The organism is Bacillus sp. 05T21 (assembly GCF_056396785.1).
In genome coordinates, this window is record NZ_JBFTMD010000041.1 from 1 (window position 1) to 15,999 (window position 15,999).

Consider the following 15,999-nt stretch of genomic DNA (forward strand, 5'->3'; position numbering starts at 1 on the left):
CATGCCCATCAACTTAAAAATATTAATTACCTCCAAGTGTAAAAAAACAATATTTTTATCTGTTAGTTTGATGGACATGTGACTGAACCCCTAATACTTTACTTTAATAATGACTCTTTTCATGAAATAAAACTCAGTTATCAGTCTAAAACATTTTTTAGATCTAACAATAACAAGCGTACATTTTTACCTTTCAGATAGTCTCTTTTATTCTAATTTCTTCATTTCTTTCAGCCGTTCTATATCCTTTTCTGAAGCATTTTCTATTTTATACAGTTCATAGCTACCCTTTATCTCATTTATCACTGCAAATTCAATTTCATTCCGAACATAGCTTTTAGTTTTTCCCTTTTTATAACCAATAACATTATCTAATATAGTTTCCCCACTATCTTTTTTATATAAATTATAGCTAACAGGTGGACGACCAATTACATACTTATTATCAGAAAATCCGACTATATCATCCCTCCCTAATCCTGTCGAAACACTCCAGACAAAAATAATCTGAAATATAGAAAAAACAACAATACCGCATAAGAAAAAAAATAGGATTGATTTAAAAAATAACTTTAAAAGTATCCTGCCCAAAAACATTCCCTCCCATTTCATCTCGGGGTAGCAAGAACAAAACGCGAATTTTGTACGCTAAGGAACCGGATTTTTTAGATTGTTGAACTCAATCCCTCGTTAGTGCCATAAGAAAAAGAGTTACCGCAGTAACCCTATTGTTTATAATACACGTCATTGGGAAAAGCTATGGATGAATAAAGTCAATCTATTCAATTTCCCACAATCTTTTAATCTCCACCAATTCCTGTCCATTGAATTCCATTCTGTATATATCTGGTTTTGATGTCTGTAGTAAAAAATTCAAATCATACTTACTATCATAATACCCCATCATCAAAGTCATAACAGCTCCATGGGTTCCTAATACTACTTTCTGTCCTCGATAGGTGTTTAATAATTCTTTTAAGACTTTTATAGCACGTTTCTGACAGTCGACATTAGACTCTCCTCCCGTTAAAGCAAAGTCGGGTTCTAAAAATGACTTTGTTATCAAAGGGAATAATTCTTTATCCGACATTCGTTCCTCTTCAGCAATAAAAATTCTCTCTTTTAAGTCTTCAAATACTAAAACTTCTTGTCCTATTTGCTTCGCTAACTGCTGAACAGTTAGAATTGAACGATTGTATGGACTTGAGATAACAATGTCAATCCCCTCACCTTGTAATACATCTGTTATTCGTTGAACATCTAATTTTCCTTTTTCAGTTAATCCTCTTGTTTTTTCTTTTCCAGATTTCGGTGAATCCCCATGTCTCACCATATATATGAAAGTTTTCATAATTCCCTCCATTTTTCCAGGTTCCTTTACAATTCCTTTCTTATATTAGCATATATATCCAATTCAATTTCCTTAAAAATAACAGAAAACTGTGAATTTGAAATAAAGTCACGATATTTGTAAGAAAGACGCGAAGTTTTCACTATCCTCTGGTATAAAAAAGCGTTATTCTTTCTAAACAAGCTAGATTAGAAAGGATGATGTTTTTTATGAATCTTTCGATTCAAAGTGAACTCCAATTATTTGCTGAAGAATTATATGAACATCTTACTCCTTCATTTCTGGAAAATCTCGCTAAAGAACTAGGGTTTGTACAACGGAAACGAAAGTTTTCAGCTCATGATTTAGCTACTATCTGTGTTTGGGTTAGTCAACGGGTAGCAAGTGATTCTTTAGTGCGACTATGTAGTCAACTTCATGCTGTTACAGGAACACTTATGAGTCCAGAAGGACTCAATAAGCGTTTCAATAAAAAAGCTGTTTGCTTTTTAAAACATATTTTCTCTACATTACTAAAAATTAAAATTTGTGAAACATCAGCGATTCCAAGCTCTTCAATCGCTTATTTTCAGCGAATTCGTATTTTAGATGCAACAATTTTCCAGGTACCAAAGCATTTAGCTAGTGTGTATCCTGGATCAGGTGGTTGTGCTCAAACAGCGGGTATAAAAATCCAGTTAGAATATGATTTACATAGTGGCCAGTTTTTAAATTTTCAAGTGGAACCAGGGAAAAATAATGATAAAACATTTGGCACAGAGTGTTTACCGACATTACGTCCTGGTGATCTATGTATTCGGGATTTAGGCTATTATTCACTGGATGATTTAGATCAAATGGACCAACGTGGTGTGTATTATATATCAAGGCTCAAATTAAACAATATGGTATATATCAAAAATGAATTTCCTGAATACTTTCGAAATGGGACAGTAAAAAAACAGTCTCAGTACATCAAAGTTGATTTAGAACACATTATGAATACCTTAAAACCAGGCCAGGTCTATGAAATAAAAGATGCTTATATTGGAAAGGATAAAAAACTATTCACTAGGGTGATTATGTATCGATTAACAGAAAAACAACTTCGTGAACGTATGAAAAAACAAGTGTATACGGAAAGTAAAAAGGGAATTACGTATTCAGAAAAAAGCAAACGATTAGCTGGCATGAACCTGTATGTTACCAATACACCTTGGGAGATTGTTCCGATGGAACAAATACATGATTTTTACTCTCTCCGCTGGCAAATAGAAATCATCTTTAAAACTTGGAAATCTCTATTTCAAATTCATCATTGGAAAAATATCAAACAAGAGCGATTAGAATGTCATGTTTATGGAAAGCTTATTGCCATTTTTCTATGCTCTTCTACTATGTTTAAGATGCGACAATTAATTTTACAAAAGAAGAAACAAGAATTAAGTGAATATAAAGCAATTGGGATGATTCAAGATCATTTACACATTTTATATCAATCCACACAGCAAAACACCCAAGAAATAACAAAGATCCTAGTCCGCCTGTTCAACCTCCTACAGAAGAATGGACGGAAATCTCATCGATATGAGAAGAAAACAGTCTTTGATATTTTGGGTGTTGTCTATGAGTATAATGGAATGAGAAAACAAAAGAAAGCTGCATAATTTTTAAAAACGATACCTATCTAGGCTTATTTGGTGTGCTCATTTTTAAATATACAAAATATTTTAAAAGTTTTTTCGTTTATGTGAACGAAAGTTCATTTTGTTTCCATTCTTAAGTTGATGGGCATGTAAGAAAAAAGCCCTTTTCTTGAATAAGGGTAATCCAATGTTATTAATTCAGAACTTTAATGAGATCTAAGGAAATTGATAAGGTTATAGTTGGTTTCATTAGATGATTTGCCTAGCCAAATCAAATGTCCCCATGAGTCAATCAAGCAAAGCTCAGAAGAGGGAATGTTTTCTAGTGCATAATATGCATGTTCTAACGGTACAGAACCATCATGTTTACTTTGCATTATAAGAGTTGGACATGAAATTGCTTGTAAATCTTCAATAGTTATTTCATTTACTTGTTCCAGATCGATATAGAACCCATAACCAGATCTTTGACGGTGATTCATTCTTCTAATTGCTTCAGCATCATTATTATCTATTTTATTTTTTGCCTCATTATATTTTAAAGTACTAAATGATGGAAACATTTGTTTAAAAATAAACAAAGGAAATCTATTATTCATAGCAGAAATTAATTTCCATGTATTTTTTTCGAATTTTGGATGAAATAAGAACTTTGCAATCTTGTATTCTTTATCCTTAGGGGTAAGCCATTCTTTTGTAACTGCTGATTGTAAAATGAGTGTTTTGACATGTTCCGGATGTTTGGCAGCAAAATAAATTCCACTAGGGCCTCCTGCAGATATGGCTAGAATGTGAACTTTTTCGATGCTTAATTGGTTTAATAATTTTGCATAATATTCACACGCCATTGGAAGACTTTCCCCAACTTCTTTTGATGTTTTTCCATACCCCGGCCTTGAAGGGGTAATTACTGAAAAACCATTTTCAATTAGAAATTCGTACCCAAATTCTTCATTACAATTTGAATGACCACCGTGCATGACTAATATCGGCTCCCCTTTACCGTTTATCGAATATTCAATTGTAATACCTTCCGTTGAAAAGACCTCTATTTTTCTTTCCATAAAACAGCCCCATTTTTAATATACTGATTGGTTCTATCTAATTATAAAGTATAATATTACTTCTATCACCTTTAGAAAATCCCCCACTTAGCTACGCTTGAAGTGTGGGATTCCTACGAACACCAGCGTAACCGCTAGGTATTTAGAAGGCTATCCCCGTAGTCCCTACGGTTGATGCGAAATTCGTATGGTTTTTCAGTCTTGTTTTCAGTCTGACACTTGGTTTTCGTGCCATAAGTTTAATGGTTTTTTCTTTTTACGACTTTTGAATGTTATAGGCGAACGACAGCCAACAGACGAGTTCTATTTACGAAACTAGCACCATACTAGAATTCGTTCAAAGATAGTTTAACACGAAAGCACATTTATTTGCTAACGCAAAAAGTCAATTCATCTCCCTCCTACTCACTGGGATATACCCTTCACGTTCTTTGAGGAGGAGTCTTCTTGACTAAAATGATAAAAATTGTCCCATAAACGGTCGTTTAAGGAACTTTATTTATTTCTAACGAAACTAACGGAACAGATTAGCATTAAAACAATATTTTGTGTTATTGCAGCAAAAGAACGTTGATTAATGGTTAAAATTAAGTAATGATTGAACTAGTTAAAGAGTAGATAATGTGTTTCAATGTTATTTTTATGTTTAGTGCTATTAAAACTTGAGAGGAGGGAAATTCAATGGAAAAGGAATTTCCTATAATTGAAACAAGAAGATTAATCTTAAGAGAAGTAACAACAGAGGATGCTAATGATATGCTTAAATATCTATCTGATAAAGATGTTGTGAAATCTATGGGGTTAATACCTTTCCAAACTGTAAAAGATGTATGGGATGAAATAGGGTGGTATAAATCTATATACGAAGAAGGTACAGGAATTAGATGGGGAATTAYAMTAAAAGATTCTGGYAAGGTTATAGGAAGTTGTGGTTTTCTTAATATGCTTACCAAACATTATCGAGCTGAAGTTGGATATGAATTAAGCAAAGATTACTGGGGAAAAGGGATAGCTAGTGAAGCATTGGAGGCCGTTGTTAAGTATGGCTATCATCATTTTCAGTTAGAAAGAATTGAGGCTTTAATTGAACCTGCTAATCTCCCATCACAAAAACTAGTAGAAAAGCAAGGCTTTAGAAGAGAGGGGTTACTGAGACATTATGAATTTACTTGTGGTAAATTCGATGATTTATATATGTATTCAATCATAAGAGAAGATCTTAATATTATTTAAAGTATAGTTTGGGCGAAAGAGACTTTTAATAAGGTCAAATATGGGTTTAAAATAAAGTTTAATCGCCTGTAATAAAGTTGTACCGTTTATAAAAATGATAAACCGAAATTGCAGATAGATTTCGTTATGCTACGAACAATAAAGTTCTTAAATGTTAGTTTGRAACAAAGAAGAACTGTTCATAAAAAGTTTGATTAAAAGCCTGTATTATCAATACAGGCTTTTAATCAGTCTTTTTTCAAAACTYCTCTTTCTATTTTCTTTTAGATCAAAGTTATTAACATTACTTTGATCAAGCTTAATTTTAAAGCTACATAAAGTATTTCTTCATTTTTCACTACTCCTTTCGTTGGATATCGTTATAGAAGATGATGTTATATTAATTACTAGTTTTATATAAATTAATTTATATAAGCGAAAAAGGATAAAAAAAGCTTGAAGCTGACGCAAGGTCATTTTATATACTGTTTAGTAACTACTTCGTGTTCTCGAGATAAATTAGATTAAGAAATTAGGAGATTTTTAGATGAAAATGAAAGATATTATTATTTATGGGTGTGTCATTATAGGTGCAGGTATTGGACTGACAATGGATAATGCATTTCCAGGTGTACTGATTGGTTTGGGAATAGGGTACGTACTTCAGAATTTTTTTCGTAAAGAAGAATAAATACATAAAGACTTATGGTAAGGACAAGTGAGAAAAGAAAATGATAAGGTCGAAAGAATAAAGCAGTTGTTAATGTTAGAATCTTAACGTACAGGAAGGTAGGTTTATTAGTTGATACACATTAATAAGGTTGGAGAGCTGACAAGTGTTACAGTAAGAACACTGCGCTACTACGATAAAATTGGCCTATTAAAACCAGCGGTTATGGTGCAAAAAGTATAACACTTGTGCAATGAATCTGTAAATCTTGGACATACTGATACTATTACTCTACAAAAGGGTGTGTGATCAGTATGAAAAAGGAAACTTTGTTTAAATGGAAGCACTATCAGCCAGATATTATTCTATTAACTGTACGTTGGTACCTACGGTACAATCTTAGTTTTCGTGATTTGGTAGAAATGATGGAGGAAAGAGGACTATCCTTGGCTCATACAACGATTATGCGGTGGGTCCATCAATATGGGCCGGAGTTAGATAAGCGAATTCGACGTCATCTCAAACAAACGAATGACTCCTGGAGAGTAGATGAAACGTACATAAAAGTAAAAGGACAATGGATGTACCTATATCGTGCCGTTGATTCTGAAGGGAACACGATTGATTTTTATCTCAGTAAATCTAGAAACCATAAGGCTGCAAAGCGATTCTTCAAGAAGGCTTTGCGGTCTTTTCATGTTTCAAAACCTCGTGCAATCACAGTTGATAAAAATCCCGCCTATCCCATTGCTATCAGCGGGCTGAAGAAAGAGAAAAAAATGCCGTTAGGCATTCAAATCAGGCAGATAAAATATCTAAATAACATCGTAGAGCAAGACCATCGTTTCATTAAAAAACGTATACGCTCTATGTTAGGACTTAAATCTTTTCGCACAGCTACATTTATTCTTGCAGGAGTAGAAGCCATGCATATGATAAAAAAAGAACAGATTGATTTACGGGATCAGTCTGTTCAAAATCAAAAACAATTCATTCATCAATTATTTGGATTAACAGCGTAAAGAACGATTCCGGTAGGAATCCTCATGTTTTTTGGGAATGTATCCTTTATTTGCACCAGAACCTTATGCGTTGGGTTCATCAGTATGGCCCTGAATTGGACAAACGAATTCGTCCATCAATTGTTTGGACTTGTAGTATAAGATACGATTCCGTTAGGAATATATATGCTTTATTCTCTTTTACTTTATTTTTGCACCAGAACCTTAAATACCTTATTAAACTTAATTTTTTGGGTTTTTTTCAAAATAGAAACCTGTCCCATTTACTTGTGGAACAAACTCTTTTTGAGCTGAGCTATTTTCCACCATATCTTGCTCTTCTGCTGTTATAACAGTGGTGAATTTTTTTAGTTCTTCCGGAATTTTCTCATCAATATTTCCACTAGTAGTTGTAGGTTTATCTACTTTTTGTATATTTTGTGTTTCATAAAAACTCTCTTTTTGTTTAGGGGGGATATACACCATATCTTCTTTTGTATTTACCCTTTTAGTAGATTTCTGAGGCTCATTTAACCCCTCTGCCTTTGCATTTAGTAAGGATAGAGAAGAAACAGCAACCACAGCAATGACTCCGAGTGTAGACCAACGATACGATTTCTTTTGAAATTTCTTAATCATAAAAATCCTCCTTTTCAAAATTCTTTTATTTCTGCTTAAATTAGCTATATTTGGAACTTGATAAAAATTCGAATAATGTTCTAAAAGATCAATAATTGTATGGCCATACGCAATTTGTTCTTCTGAATCTATAAATGTAAGAGCTAACGCATCACATGCTAACTCCTGGTCTTCCCGCATGCATGAGTAGGCATACCAAATAATTGGGTTAAACCAATTTAGAATGAGTAAGCCATACATCAGCCAATTCACACCAACATCTCTTCGTTTTATGTGAGCTAACTCGTGATGAAAAACAAATCGTAATTGTTGCTCATCTAATTCTGCCATATGAACTTTTGATAATAATACCCTTGGGCGTAAAAAACCAAAAACAGCAGGGGTATTAAATTTTTTTGTTAAGATTAATGGGATATCCTTGTGAACAGACATTGATTTTTTACAATTTGCAAAGATTGTAACGACCCTGTTATCTGTAATAATAGGTTGTTTGTTTATATAAAAACGTAAGCGCCTATTCATTATGATGATAGTGATGCTTAAGATGATAACCCCAGCCAGCCAAATATATAAGGCGGCTGTATATAAAGAAAACGTATTATGATCTTGCTTTTTCTTTTTTTCGGTTGCTTGTTTTGGGCCAGATACATACATATCTTCGTTTGAGACTGTCTTTTCATCACTTATATCTGTATTTTGTTGCATATATTGTTTTGAAGAAGAAGTAATAACTTCTTGATAAAAGTTAGTAGAAGTAATATTACTGGACGAAAGAATAGAATAGATACTGTAAGAACTATCTGGTGACCATGGTAATAGAAGTCTTACAATTAAAATCATCCATAACATGTACTGCCATCGCGGTGGGAACTTATTTCTAAGTAAAATTTTGACACATAAAATTAAGCCAATTAAAATACTTGCCATAATAGATGTTTCTATCACCCAATCAAAAAATTGAGGTAGATAGACTTTTACAAACATGTCTATCATCATCTATCCTTCCTCTGATTTTCCTCATTCTTCTCATCTAAAATACGTTTGAGTTCATTAATATCCTCTGAAGACAGCTTTTCTTCTTTTAAGAAATTCACAAGTAAAGGTTTAAATGCTGCACCATAGAAACGTTTGAGAAGTGATTTTGTTTCTACCTGTAGATAACAATCTTGCGACACTAAAGGGTAATAGGCATACATACGCCCTTTATCTTGATGGTAAGAAACAGCTTCTTTTTGGACTAATCGATTAATAAGCGTTCGAATGGTTTTCGGCTTCCAGTCCATCGTTACCTCTAGCGCTTCAATCACTTCATTCGCTGTTTGAGGAGATTTTGACCAGAGGACTTTCATAATTTCCAATTCAGCTTCCGATATTTTAGGTAATTCTTTCATTATATAAAATTCCACCTCCGTATTACATTTGTAATCCATAAATAAATATTACAAATGTAATCCTCAATTGTCAACCCTATTTTTAAGTTTGTAAATTCATTCTCAGTTTCTGTTACAAAGTTTCTCAAGAGATAAACAGAGGCATGAATGTATGAGGAGATATTATGAGGCTACTAGTAATTGCTGTAATTCATGGTACAGCGAAAAGGGTTCTGGTGCAAAAAATCTATAAAACTTGGACATACTGATATTACTACTCTAGAAAAGGTGTGTGATCAGTATGAAAAAGGAAAATTTGTTCAAATGGAAGCAGTATCAGCCTGATTTAATTTTGTTAACGGTAAGATGGTACCTACGGTATAACCTCAGTTTCGTGATTTGGTGGAAATGATGAAGGAACGGGGCTCATCTATTTCTCATACCACGATTATGCGTTGGGTTTATCAGTATGGCTCTGAATTGGACAAACGAATTCGTCGTCACCTCAAGCAAACCAATGACTCTTGGAGAGTTGATGAAACATATATAAAAGTTAAAGGGCAATGGATGTACCTGTACCGTGCTGTTGATTCGAAAGGAAACACAATCGGTTTTTTTCTAAGCAAAACAAGAGACCATGCATATGATTAAAAAAGAACAGATTAATTTACGGAACCAGTCTATCCAAAATCAGAAAGAATTCGTCCATCAATTGTTTGGACTTGTAGCATAAGATACGATTCCGTTAGGAATATATATGCTTTATTCTCTTTTACTTTATTTTTGCACCAGAACCATAATTCCTATAGTTAAACCAAGTAATTGATCTAACGAAATTACATCACGAGAAATCCAACGTATAATAAATCCCACACCAAATACTAATACGAGTAAAAAACCAAAATATCTTAGTCCTCCATATACGTCTTCCATACCCACACCCCTTTTAACTTCACAACTGAATTATACCATATTGTGGAATTCAAGTTAGGGTGTCTACATCAGTTAACATAACCCCACTTATTGGTAGTAAAACAAAAAGGATCCGCCATATGACAAATCCTTTTTGTTTTACTACATTCATAATACTTATTCTTCACCCAATTTTTTATCTGTTAAGAAACTTTGCAACAGAACCTTATCTCCCCTCCCATTATTCACCTATAAATTACAAAACAGTTTTACATGATTTATTTTTAAGCATCTCAATAATAATTTCTGAAGAATAATTCGCTGCAGTTTTTGAAAAATTTTCATATGAAACGGTCGCTTCATCATCTGCACTATCAGAAATGCATCTCATAACGAGAAACGGTACATCATTTATATAAGCAACATGTCCGATTGCAGCTCCTTCCATTTCTGTACAATAAGGTGCATACTCAGTAATTAATTTCTCTTTTAACTTTGCATCTTCAACAAAACATTCACCACTAACAATTCTTCCTTCATGAACATTGATATTTAGTTTGCTATTATTACAAGCTTTTCGTGCTAACTTCATTAATTCCTCATTTGCAATAAATGCTTCTTGGAACGGAAACAAATTCTTCATTTGATTTTTACTTACATCATGATGAGTTACATTTGTGGAAATGACTAGATCACCAACTTTAACATCAGGATGCAATCCACCCGCAATTCCTGAATTAATGATACAATCCACATCAAACTTATTGATTAATATTTGTGCACATGAAGCAGCATTAACCTTTCCTACACCACAACGTGTAATAATAATCTCTGTATCCATGAACACACCTTTATAAAAAGGCATTTTCGCAATTGTGTATTCCTCATGAACATGTAGTTTTTCTAAAAGTAAGTCTATTTCAATTTGCATTGCTCCGATAATACCGATTTTATTCATATATGTCATCCCCTTTTCCATTTATAAATATGCCCGCATAATATGTAGTTCTTCATAATTTTCAGCTATCCAAATCATTTCTTCTGTAAAACGAGTAGGCGGTACAATATGTCAAACAGCCTACTATGTAAAACGCAATTCAACTCAAGCACCCGTTAATGGAAGAAGTGTTATTCAAACATTAAGATTTTAGGGTCTTTATTGTAACAGTGAACAAGCATAGCGTGTAATTGTCCCCTATGATGATAAACGTGTACTAATATCTCTAACAGCCATTCATATCTTGTATAAGTCAAATCCCAATATGAAGTAGTTTGAGATAGGAGTTCTGCCTCGGATAAATTTATATATTTATTTTTTAATGATTCAAAATTGGTAAGTAAACCATCTTTTATTGAATCTAAGGTTTTATATGATACTCCTGAATAAAAATTTTCCATTTCTTCTTGCGTTGCTTCTTTTGAAATACGCCAATCAGCTTCACAAATCACTACTATATGTTCTAATAGTTCCCCGATAGAATGCTTATTGGGTGTTGGTCTTTTTTGTAAATCTTCTTCCTCTAAATTACCTATTATTTCGATTACTGTTTTTACAGCTACTTCAATTTGGTGTAATACATTTTCACAATTCACAAGTACCCCCATCTGTAATCAGCCCGATTTTTTTATCTGGTAAGAAACTTTACACCAGAACCGCATTAAACTTGTTCCCACTCTTTTCTTAAAATCCCCATTTTAATTGCATCAAAATAACTACTATCTACCATTCTTTTAGATTTCATCCTCTCAAATTGTAAACCTGGAGAGGAGAAAATTCCTATAATCGAAGGTTTTTCAGTTTGTTCTTCAAAAATTTTATTATTTGTATACAAATAATAGTCTCCTTGTACCATATATATTCATATATCTCATCATAAATAGGGTGTTTTTGCCCATCCTCCCGAAAAGGAGGATGGGCAAGAAAGGGTTCTGATGCAATGTTTCCGAAGGGATAATGTAGTCTTTTTACACTGTCTACTTAAAAGGGATAATACCAAAACTGACTCCATCTTTTCGACATACAATGAATTACAACAATTATTAATGTCCGCATAATATTTAGTTACATATGCTCACCTATATCTATCTCCTGAGAAACTTAGCAACAGAACCTAAAAAAGTTTAATCAATTTCCACCTTTTTTGCTCCATAATCGCGTCCAAATGTGTAAGATCCAGAATTGCTGCAGAAATCACTTTAAGGACATATTTACTGCTTCAAGAGCATGTATATTGGTTGTGTCAAACAGAGGAACATCGGAATCCTCCGGTTTTATCAACAATCCAATTTCTGTACAACCTAGTATAATTCCTTCAGCTCCATTTTCGATCAAGCCTTGGATAACCTTTTTATATTGATCCCTTGAGGTTTGTTGAATTTTACCTAAACATAACTCTTCATAAATAATTTTGTTTACAATTTCTCTTTCATAATCATTTGGTATGATAACCTGTATGCCATTAGATTCTAAACGTGATTTGTAAAAGTCTTGCTCCATAGTATACTTTGTGCCAAGTAATCCTACGGAGCTAATCCCTTGTTCTTTAATTTTATTAGCTGTTGCATCTGCAATATGCAAAATGGGTATACTGATTTTTTCCTGTATGTCACCAATAACCTTATGCATAGTATTGGTACAAATAACAATAAAATCTGCCCCACCTTTTTCTAGAGAATGTGCAACGTTACCCAATGTTTCTCCAGCCTTTTTCCAGTCACCCTCTGACTGATAACGCTCAATCTCTTCAAAATCTACGCTGTATAAAAGGCATCTTCCAGAATGTAATCCTCCTAACCTTCTTTTCACTTCTTCATTAATAATTCGATAATATTCAACAGATGATTCCCAACTCATTCCACCAATAAGACCAATAACTTTCATATTAACTCCTCCTAATCATACTCATTTTGATTTAGTATACAAATTTTATAAAATACCAAGTGATAATTTTGATTACATTTGTAATCTTACTATTACTAATGTAATCCTTAATAGTTAACTATACATTGAATATACAAACAAATTTTATTAAGTTATAAGAATTAACAAATGTAATCTGTGTGCTCTCGTTTTAATAGGGACATCATATGCAGTGACTCATAGCCATTATTACTTTTTAAACATTCTCTTAATGTGCCTTCAACTGTAAATCCTTGTTTCTTATAAAGGTGTATAGCACGTGTGTTATTTACTTTCACATCTAACCATAGCCGGTTCGCTTTAAATTTATTAAAGGTCCAATCCTTAATTAGCTTAAACGCTTCATTTCCATAACCTTTCCCCTTTGAGCCAATTGTGATTCTCATTAACTCAAGACTTTGATTAGGATTTATTAAACCAGCCAATATAATATATCCAACACGATTTTTATTTTTATCCTCAATTATCAAATGTAATATGTTATCGTCAGTTAAAGAATCCAAATGTTTCAATTTCGACCAAGGGATTATAAATCGCAAATAAAATCCATATCATCCTGTACGGTTTTTCTTAGATTAATTAAAAAAGAACTTTGAAACATTATGATCCCTTCTTTTCTAATCTATTTTTAAATAAATTAATCATTCTCTCCTGTGTTACCTTGAATTTCTATGACCTTTTTAAAATATTATTCTTACTTTAAACAATAAAAAATCTCACCTCCACAATCAAATATGCGTTATACGCTTGATTGCTGAGGCGAGATTATCGCGGTACCACTCAGTTTCTCTATTTCCTCACGGTAAATAGACTCAATAAGTCCTATGACTTTAGTTCGATAACGAGAACTAAATCGTTGCTTTCTACTGGGTACAATTTTCATTCTTTCAAAAGCAAAGCTCCAAGACTACCTTCAAAGAGGTCTAATAATCGTTCTTTCATCCAGTGGAACGAATCTCTGTGTATTAGTATTCTCTTTTACTCCTTCTTTTCATCGCTATTATGTATTTAATTCATATAAAAAGCCCCAACATTTGATTCATTCCTGAAAAATCAAATGTTGGGGCGAATTATCGCGGTACCACCCAATTCCCCTACTTCCCTTACGAGAAACAGGCTTTATAAGGCTAACTTTATTAGTTAGACTTGGGTCTTTTAACGAGACCAACCGTTACTTACTAATCTAGACAGTAGATAGCTATTTCACAAGTAAAGCTCCGAGGCTACCTTCAATGACTCGATCGTTACCACCCTTTCAGCCTTGGGGTAGCTCTCTGATACGCTCCTAATCATTTACTCTCCTCTTCATCGCTGATAAAAATTTATAGTTAGAAAATTAAGAATCGACTTATAGTTATTAAACGTATTATAGGTCTTAATTATTTTAATTGTCAACATTTTTTTAGAATTTTATTATTATCTTCCCCACAGAAGCCTCATTTAAATTCTCTATTTTCTTTTTATTTATATATTTGAATTTTTTCAGGGTTCCGTATCTAGTGTGTTGGTCTGATCCGAGAGAAAACGCGCAGCTATGCTGTGTCACGCAAGGGTAAAAGCCTAGAAGAGACTGATAAATACATTTATTCTTTCAGGCTTTTTTTGTTTTTGGTAAGAACAAAATTGGAGGTGTTTTTAACATGCATATAAATTGGATTAAAGTATTTATTGCGGCTATTTTTGAATTTTTTTTAGGTTATTGGTTTAAAGAGTTCTGTTGCAAAGATTTTATCTCTTTAAAAATAGGGTATAAAGATACAAATTACAAAAGTAAATACCCAAAAACAAAAATTATATCCTTCCATACGAATCCAGATATTTTTTTATTCTTTTTTAAAGGATTAACAGGTGGCTTGCAAAGCAAGTTACCTAATGTTACACTCTAACTACACGCTAACTTGCATAGCAATCTACTGAAAGGAGATGAATCGATGCATAGCCAAATGCTAAAAGGTGTATTAGAAGGCTGTATTTTATATATCATCTCACAAGAAGAAGTATACGGTTATGAACTAAGTACCAAATTGAATCAATATGGCTTTACGTTTGTAAGTGAGGGCAGTATTTATCCACTTTTATTACGTATGCAAAAAGAAAAGTTAATCGAAGGAACTTTGAAAACCTCTAATCTAGGACCTAAACGTAAGTATTATCATTTAACAAAGAAGGGATTAGAACAATTAGAGGTCTTTAAGGAAAGTTGGGATATGGTATCAACAACTGTAAATCGGTTACTAGGAGGGGAAGAACAAAATGAAACCAGATGAAATGGCTAAAATGAATAATGAAAAAAGAAAGCTACTAACAGAAGAAAATGAACTGGCTTATGGAAATATGGTAGTGTATATTCGCTGTTCAAATGTTCCTGAAAGGCAATCAGAAGAACTATTATTGGAGATTTTAGACCACCTTCTTGAATCTCAAAAAGAAGGGAAAAATGCTTACGATGTATTTGGAGATGATCTTCAAGCGTATTGTGACGAATTAATTGCGGCCTTACCCCAACAAACAACGCTTGAAAAATTTTCAACAATTGGTTTTATTATTAGCATACTACTCGCTATTCGATTTGGAATAGATACGATATCTGCCATAATAACTTCGATTTCCCAAAAAAATTATCAAACTGAAGGTGTGTCATTTGATATCCTGGAAACCACACTATCTGTCCTAATTTTTATTGGAGGTCTTTATATTATTTTATATGTAATGAAAGGATTCTCGTTTAAATTCATAATGAATTGGAAGAGCCGAATTATATTTGTATTATCAATTTCTATTCCATTTGGAATATCTGTATTATTACATATATATTTTAAAAAATACCCTTATCTTTCTTATAACTTAAATTTATGGCAAGGTGCCTTGATAGCTCTACTGTTCTACATTTTATATAAATTTTTACTTAAAGCATCAAGATTCTAATAACTTATTTAACGAGCACATATATCGTTATTAAGCTAACAAAATTGAATTTTCTTAAAATGAAAAAATACGCTATTCTTTCTGTAGACTCATAGGAAAGAATGGCGTATTTTTTGTAAATGAAGTTAGCAAAGATAATTATGTTAGTCAAAAAGCATACTGATCATTTAGGATGTTAATTCAAAATAAACCCTAAAAAAATAAATCCTCAATTTAATTTCTAAATGCAAACTAAGTTGAGGGTTTAGAAATTAAATTTGTTAATACTTTTTTCTGTTATTTTTTTTGCCTTTTTTATTTGCATCTTTAA

General features: G+C 32.7%; 17 protein-coding genes, 3 pseudogenes and 2 other annotated features. Of the genes and pseudogenes, 9 read left to right on the top strand and 11 right to left on the bottom strand.

What is annotated here, in order from left to right; translation table 11 throughout:
- Nucleotides 1-207: 207 nt before the first annotated feature.
- Both AC1DKZ_RS30420 and AC1DKZ_RS30425 read right to left on the bottom strand, forming a co-directional pair.
- Nucleotides 208-591: a hypothetical protein gene (locus AC1DKZ_RS30420; protein ID WP_002139619.1), complete on the bottom strand. Its 384-nt coding sequence runs from the start codon at nt 589-591 to the stop codon at nt 208-210.
- Nucleotides 592-778: 187 nt separating this feature from the next.
- Nucleotides 779-1,351 (bottom strand): histidine phosphatase family protein, encoded by a 573-nt coding sequence (locus AC1DKZ_RS30425; protein WP_000846743.1) that lies wholly within the window; start codon nt 1,349-1,351, stop codon nt 779-781.
- Nucleotides 1,352-1,560: 209 nt separating this feature from the next.
- On the opposite strand from AC1DKZ_RS30425, the gene AC1DKZ_RS30430 reads away from it, so the two are divergent.
- Nucleotides 1,561-2,997, top strand: coding sequence for an IS4 family transposase (locus AC1DKZ_RS30430; RefSeq protein WP_286125925.1), 1,437 nt, complete (start codon nt 1,561-1,563; stop codon nt 2,995-2,997).
- 185 nt (nt 2,998-3,182) lie between these two features.
- On the opposite strand, the gene AC1DKZ_RS30435 is transcribed toward AC1DKZ_RS30430, so the two are convergent.
- Nucleotides 3,183-4,040, bottom strand: a complete 858-nt coding sequence (locus AC1DKZ_RS30435) for an alpha/beta fold hydrolase (RefSeq protein WP_476997754.1) — start codon at nt 4,038-4,040, stop codon at nt 3,183-3,185.
- Between the two features lie 681 nt (nt 4,041-4,721).
- On the opposite strand from AC1DKZ_RS30435, the gene AC1DKZ_RS30440 reads away from it, so the two are divergent.
- The 4 genes and pseudogenes from AC1DKZ_RS30440 to AC1DKZ_RS30455 all read left to right on the top strand — a co-directional run bounded on the left by AC1DKZ_RS30440 (nt 4,722) and on the right by AC1DKZ_RS30455 (nt 6,944).
- The gene (locus AC1DKZ_RS30440) at nt 4,722-5,273 is read left to right on the top strand and encodes a GNAT family N-acetyltransferase (protein ID WP_476997755.1); all 552 of its coding nucleotides are present in this window, start codon (nt 4,722-4,724) and stop codon (nt 5,271-5,273) included.
- A gap of 526 nt (nt 5,274-5,799) precedes the next feature.
- Entirely contained in the window at nt 5,800-5,943 is a 144-nt protein-coding gene (locus AC1DKZ_RS30445) for a hypothetical protein (RefSeq protein ID WP_476997756.1), read from the top strand.
- A 111-nt stretch (nt 5,944-6,054) separates the two neighbouring features.
- Nucleotides 6,055-6,144: pseudogene (locus tag AC1DKZ_RS30450) on the top strand (MerR family DNA-binding transcriptional regulator); the annotation flags it as partial.
- 92 nt (nt 6,145-6,236) lie between these two features.
- The gene (locus tag AC1DKZ_RS30455) at nt 6,237-6,944 is read left to right on the top strand and encodes an IS6-like element IS240C family transposase (protein ID WP_142953757.1); all 708 of its coding nucleotides are present in this window, start codon (nt 6,237-6,239) and stop codon (nt 6,942-6,944) included.
- A 468-nt stretch (nt 6,945-7,412) separates the two neighbouring features.
- On the opposite strand, the pseudogene AC1DKZ_RS30460 reads toward AC1DKZ_RS30455, so the two are convergent.
- Together AC1DKZ_RS30460 and AC1DKZ_RS30465 are read right to left on the bottom strand one after the other, a co-directional pair.
- Nucleotides 7,413-8,555 (bottom strand): annotated as a pseudogene (locus AC1DKZ_RS30460) (M56 family metallopeptidase); the annotation flags it as partial.
- Nucleotides 8,555-8,956 carry a BlaI/MecI/CopY family transcriptional regulator gene (locus tag AC1DKZ_RS30465; protein WP_476997777.1) on the bottom strand — a complete coding sequence of 134 codons (402 nt, stop codon included), beginning with the start codon at nt 8,954-8,956 and terminating at the stop codon, nt 8,555-8,557. The pseudogene AC1DKZ_RS30460 and the gene AC1DKZ_RS30465, both read right to left, overlap by 1 nt.
- A 277-nt stretch (nt 8,957-9,233) precedes the next feature.
- On the opposite strand from AC1DKZ_RS30465, the pseudogene AC1DKZ_RS30470 reads away from it, so the two are divergent.
- A pseudogene (locus AC1DKZ_RS30470) lies at nt 9,234-9,665 on the top strand (IS6 family transposase).
- Nucleotides 9,666-9,709: 44 nt separating this feature from the next.
- Here the strand turns inward: AC1DKZ_RS30470 and AC1DKZ_RS30475 are convergent.
- The 6 genes from AC1DKZ_RS30475 to AC1DKZ_RS30500 form a co-directional block, all read right to left on the bottom strand.
- Entirely contained in the window at nt 9,710-9,865 is a 156-nt protein-coding gene (locus AC1DKZ_RS30475) for a hypothetical protein (protein ID WP_476997757.1), read from the bottom strand.
- Between the two features lie 235 nt (nt 9,866-10,100).
- A complete protein-coding gene (locus AC1DKZ_RS30480; RefSeq protein ID WP_476997758.1) occupies nt 10,101-10,802 on the bottom strand; it encodes a 5'-methylthioadenosine/adenosylhomocysteine nucleosidase in 702 nt (233 codons plus the stop codon).
- Between the two features lie 170 nt (nt 10,803-10,972).
- The gene (locus AC1DKZ_RS30485) at nt 10,973-11,437 is read right to left on the bottom strand and encodes a DinB family protein (RefSeq protein WP_476997759.1); all 465 of its coding nucleotides are present in this window, start codon (nt 11,435-11,437) and stop codon (nt 10,973-10,975) included.
- A gap of 65 nt (nt 11,438-11,502) precedes the next feature.
- Nucleotides 11,503-11,676, bottom strand: coding sequence for a hypothetical protein (locus AC1DKZ_RS30490; protein ID WP_476997760.1), 174 nt, complete (start codon nt 11,674-11,676; stop codon nt 11,503-11,505).
- Nucleotides 11,677-12,035: 359 nt separating this feature from the next.
- Nucleotides 12,036-12,725, bottom strand: coding sequence for an aspartate/glutamate racemase family protein (locus tag AC1DKZ_RS30495; RefSeq protein WP_476997761.1), 690 nt, complete (start codon nt 12,723-12,725; stop codon nt 12,036-12,038).
- 161 nt (nt 12,726-12,886) lie between these two features.
- Complete coding sequence (locus AC1DKZ_RS30500; RefSeq protein WP_476997762.1) at nt 12,887-13,303, bottom strand: GNAT family N-acetyltransferase; 417 nt, start codon at nt 13,301-13,303, stop codon at nt 12,887-12,889.
- 213 nt (nt 13,304-13,516) lie between these two features.
- Nucleotides 13,517-13,768, bottom strand: a binding site (T-box leader).
- A gap of 54 nt (nt 13,769-13,822) precedes the next feature.
- Nucleotides 13,823-14,082 (bottom strand) — a binding site (T-box leader).
- Nucleotides 14,083-14,404: 322 nt separating this feature from the next.
- Between AC1DKZ_RS30500 and AC1DKZ_RS30505 the strand changes: the two genes are divergently transcribed.
- Genes AC1DKZ_RS30505 through AC1DKZ_RS30515 form a run of 3 tightly spaced genes read left to right on the top strand, consistent with a single transcriptional unit; the run spans nt 14,405 to nt 15,689 of the window.
- Nucleotides 14,405-14,650: a hypothetical protein gene (locus AC1DKZ_RS30505; RefSeq protein ID WP_476997763.1), complete on the top strand. Its 246-nt coding sequence runs from the start codon at nt 14,405-14,407 to the stop codon at nt 14,648-14,650.
- Between the two features lie 45 nt (nt 14,651-14,695).
- On the top strand, nt 14,696-15,031 hold the full coding sequence (locus tag AC1DKZ_RS30510; protein ID WP_476997764.1) for a PadR family transcriptional regulator: 336 nt from the start codon (nt 14,696-14,698) through the stop codon (nt 15,029-15,031).
- Complete coding sequence (locus AC1DKZ_RS30515; protein ID WP_476997765.1) at nt 15,018-15,689, top strand: DUF1129 family protein; 672 nt, start codon at nt 15,018-15,020, stop codon at nt 15,687-15,689. The genes AC1DKZ_RS30510 and AC1DKZ_RS30515 overlap by 14 nt, the downstream gene beginning before the upstream one ends.
- The last annotated feature ends 310 nt before the right edge of the window (nt 15,690-15,999 follow it).

Coding starts and splice junctions, on each gene's coding strand:
- AC1DKZ_RS30480 (WP_476997758.1), bottom strand. CDS start 10,802: ATGAATAAAATCGGTATTATCGGAGCAATGCAAATTGAAATAGACTTA.
- AC1DKZ_RS30430 (WP_286125925.1), top strand. CDS start 1,561: ATGAATCTTTCGATTCAAAGTGAACTCCAATTATTTGCTGAAGAATTA.
- AC1DKZ_RS30515 (WP_476997765.1), top strand. CDS start 15,018: ATGAAACCAGATGAAATGGCTAAAATGAATAATGAAAAAAGAAAGCTA.
- AC1DKZ_RS30495 (WP_476997761.1), bottom strand. CDS start 12,725: ATGAAAGTTATTGGTCTTATTGGTGGAATGAGTTGGGAATCATCTGTT.
- AC1DKZ_RS30475 (WP_476997757.1), bottom strand. CDS start 9,865: ATGGAAGACGTATATGGAGGACTAAGATATTTTGGTTTTTTACTCGTA.
- AC1DKZ_RS30435 (WP_476997754.1), bottom strand. CDS start 4,040: ATGGAAAGAAAAATAGAGGTCTTTTCAACGGAAGGTATTACAATTGAA.
- AC1DKZ_RS30510 (WP_476997764.1), top strand. CDS start 14,696: ATGCATAGCCAAATGCTAAAAGGTGTATTAGAAGGCTGTATTTTATAT.
- AC1DKZ_RS30455 (WP_142953757.1), top strand. CDS start 6,237: ATGAAAAAGGAAACTTTGTTTAAATGGAAGCACTATCAGCCAGATATT.
- AC1DKZ_RS30445 (WP_476997756.1), top strand. CDS start 5,800: ATGAAAATGAAAGATATTATTATTTATGGGTGTGTCATTATAGGTGCA.
- AC1DKZ_RS30425 (WP_000846743.1), bottom strand. CDS start 1,351: ATGAAAACTTTCATATATATGGTGAGACATGGGGATTCACCGAAATCT.
- AC1DKZ_RS30505 (WP_476997763.1), top strand. CDS start 14,405: ATGCATATAAATTGGATTAAAGTATTTATTGCGGCTATTTTTGAATTT.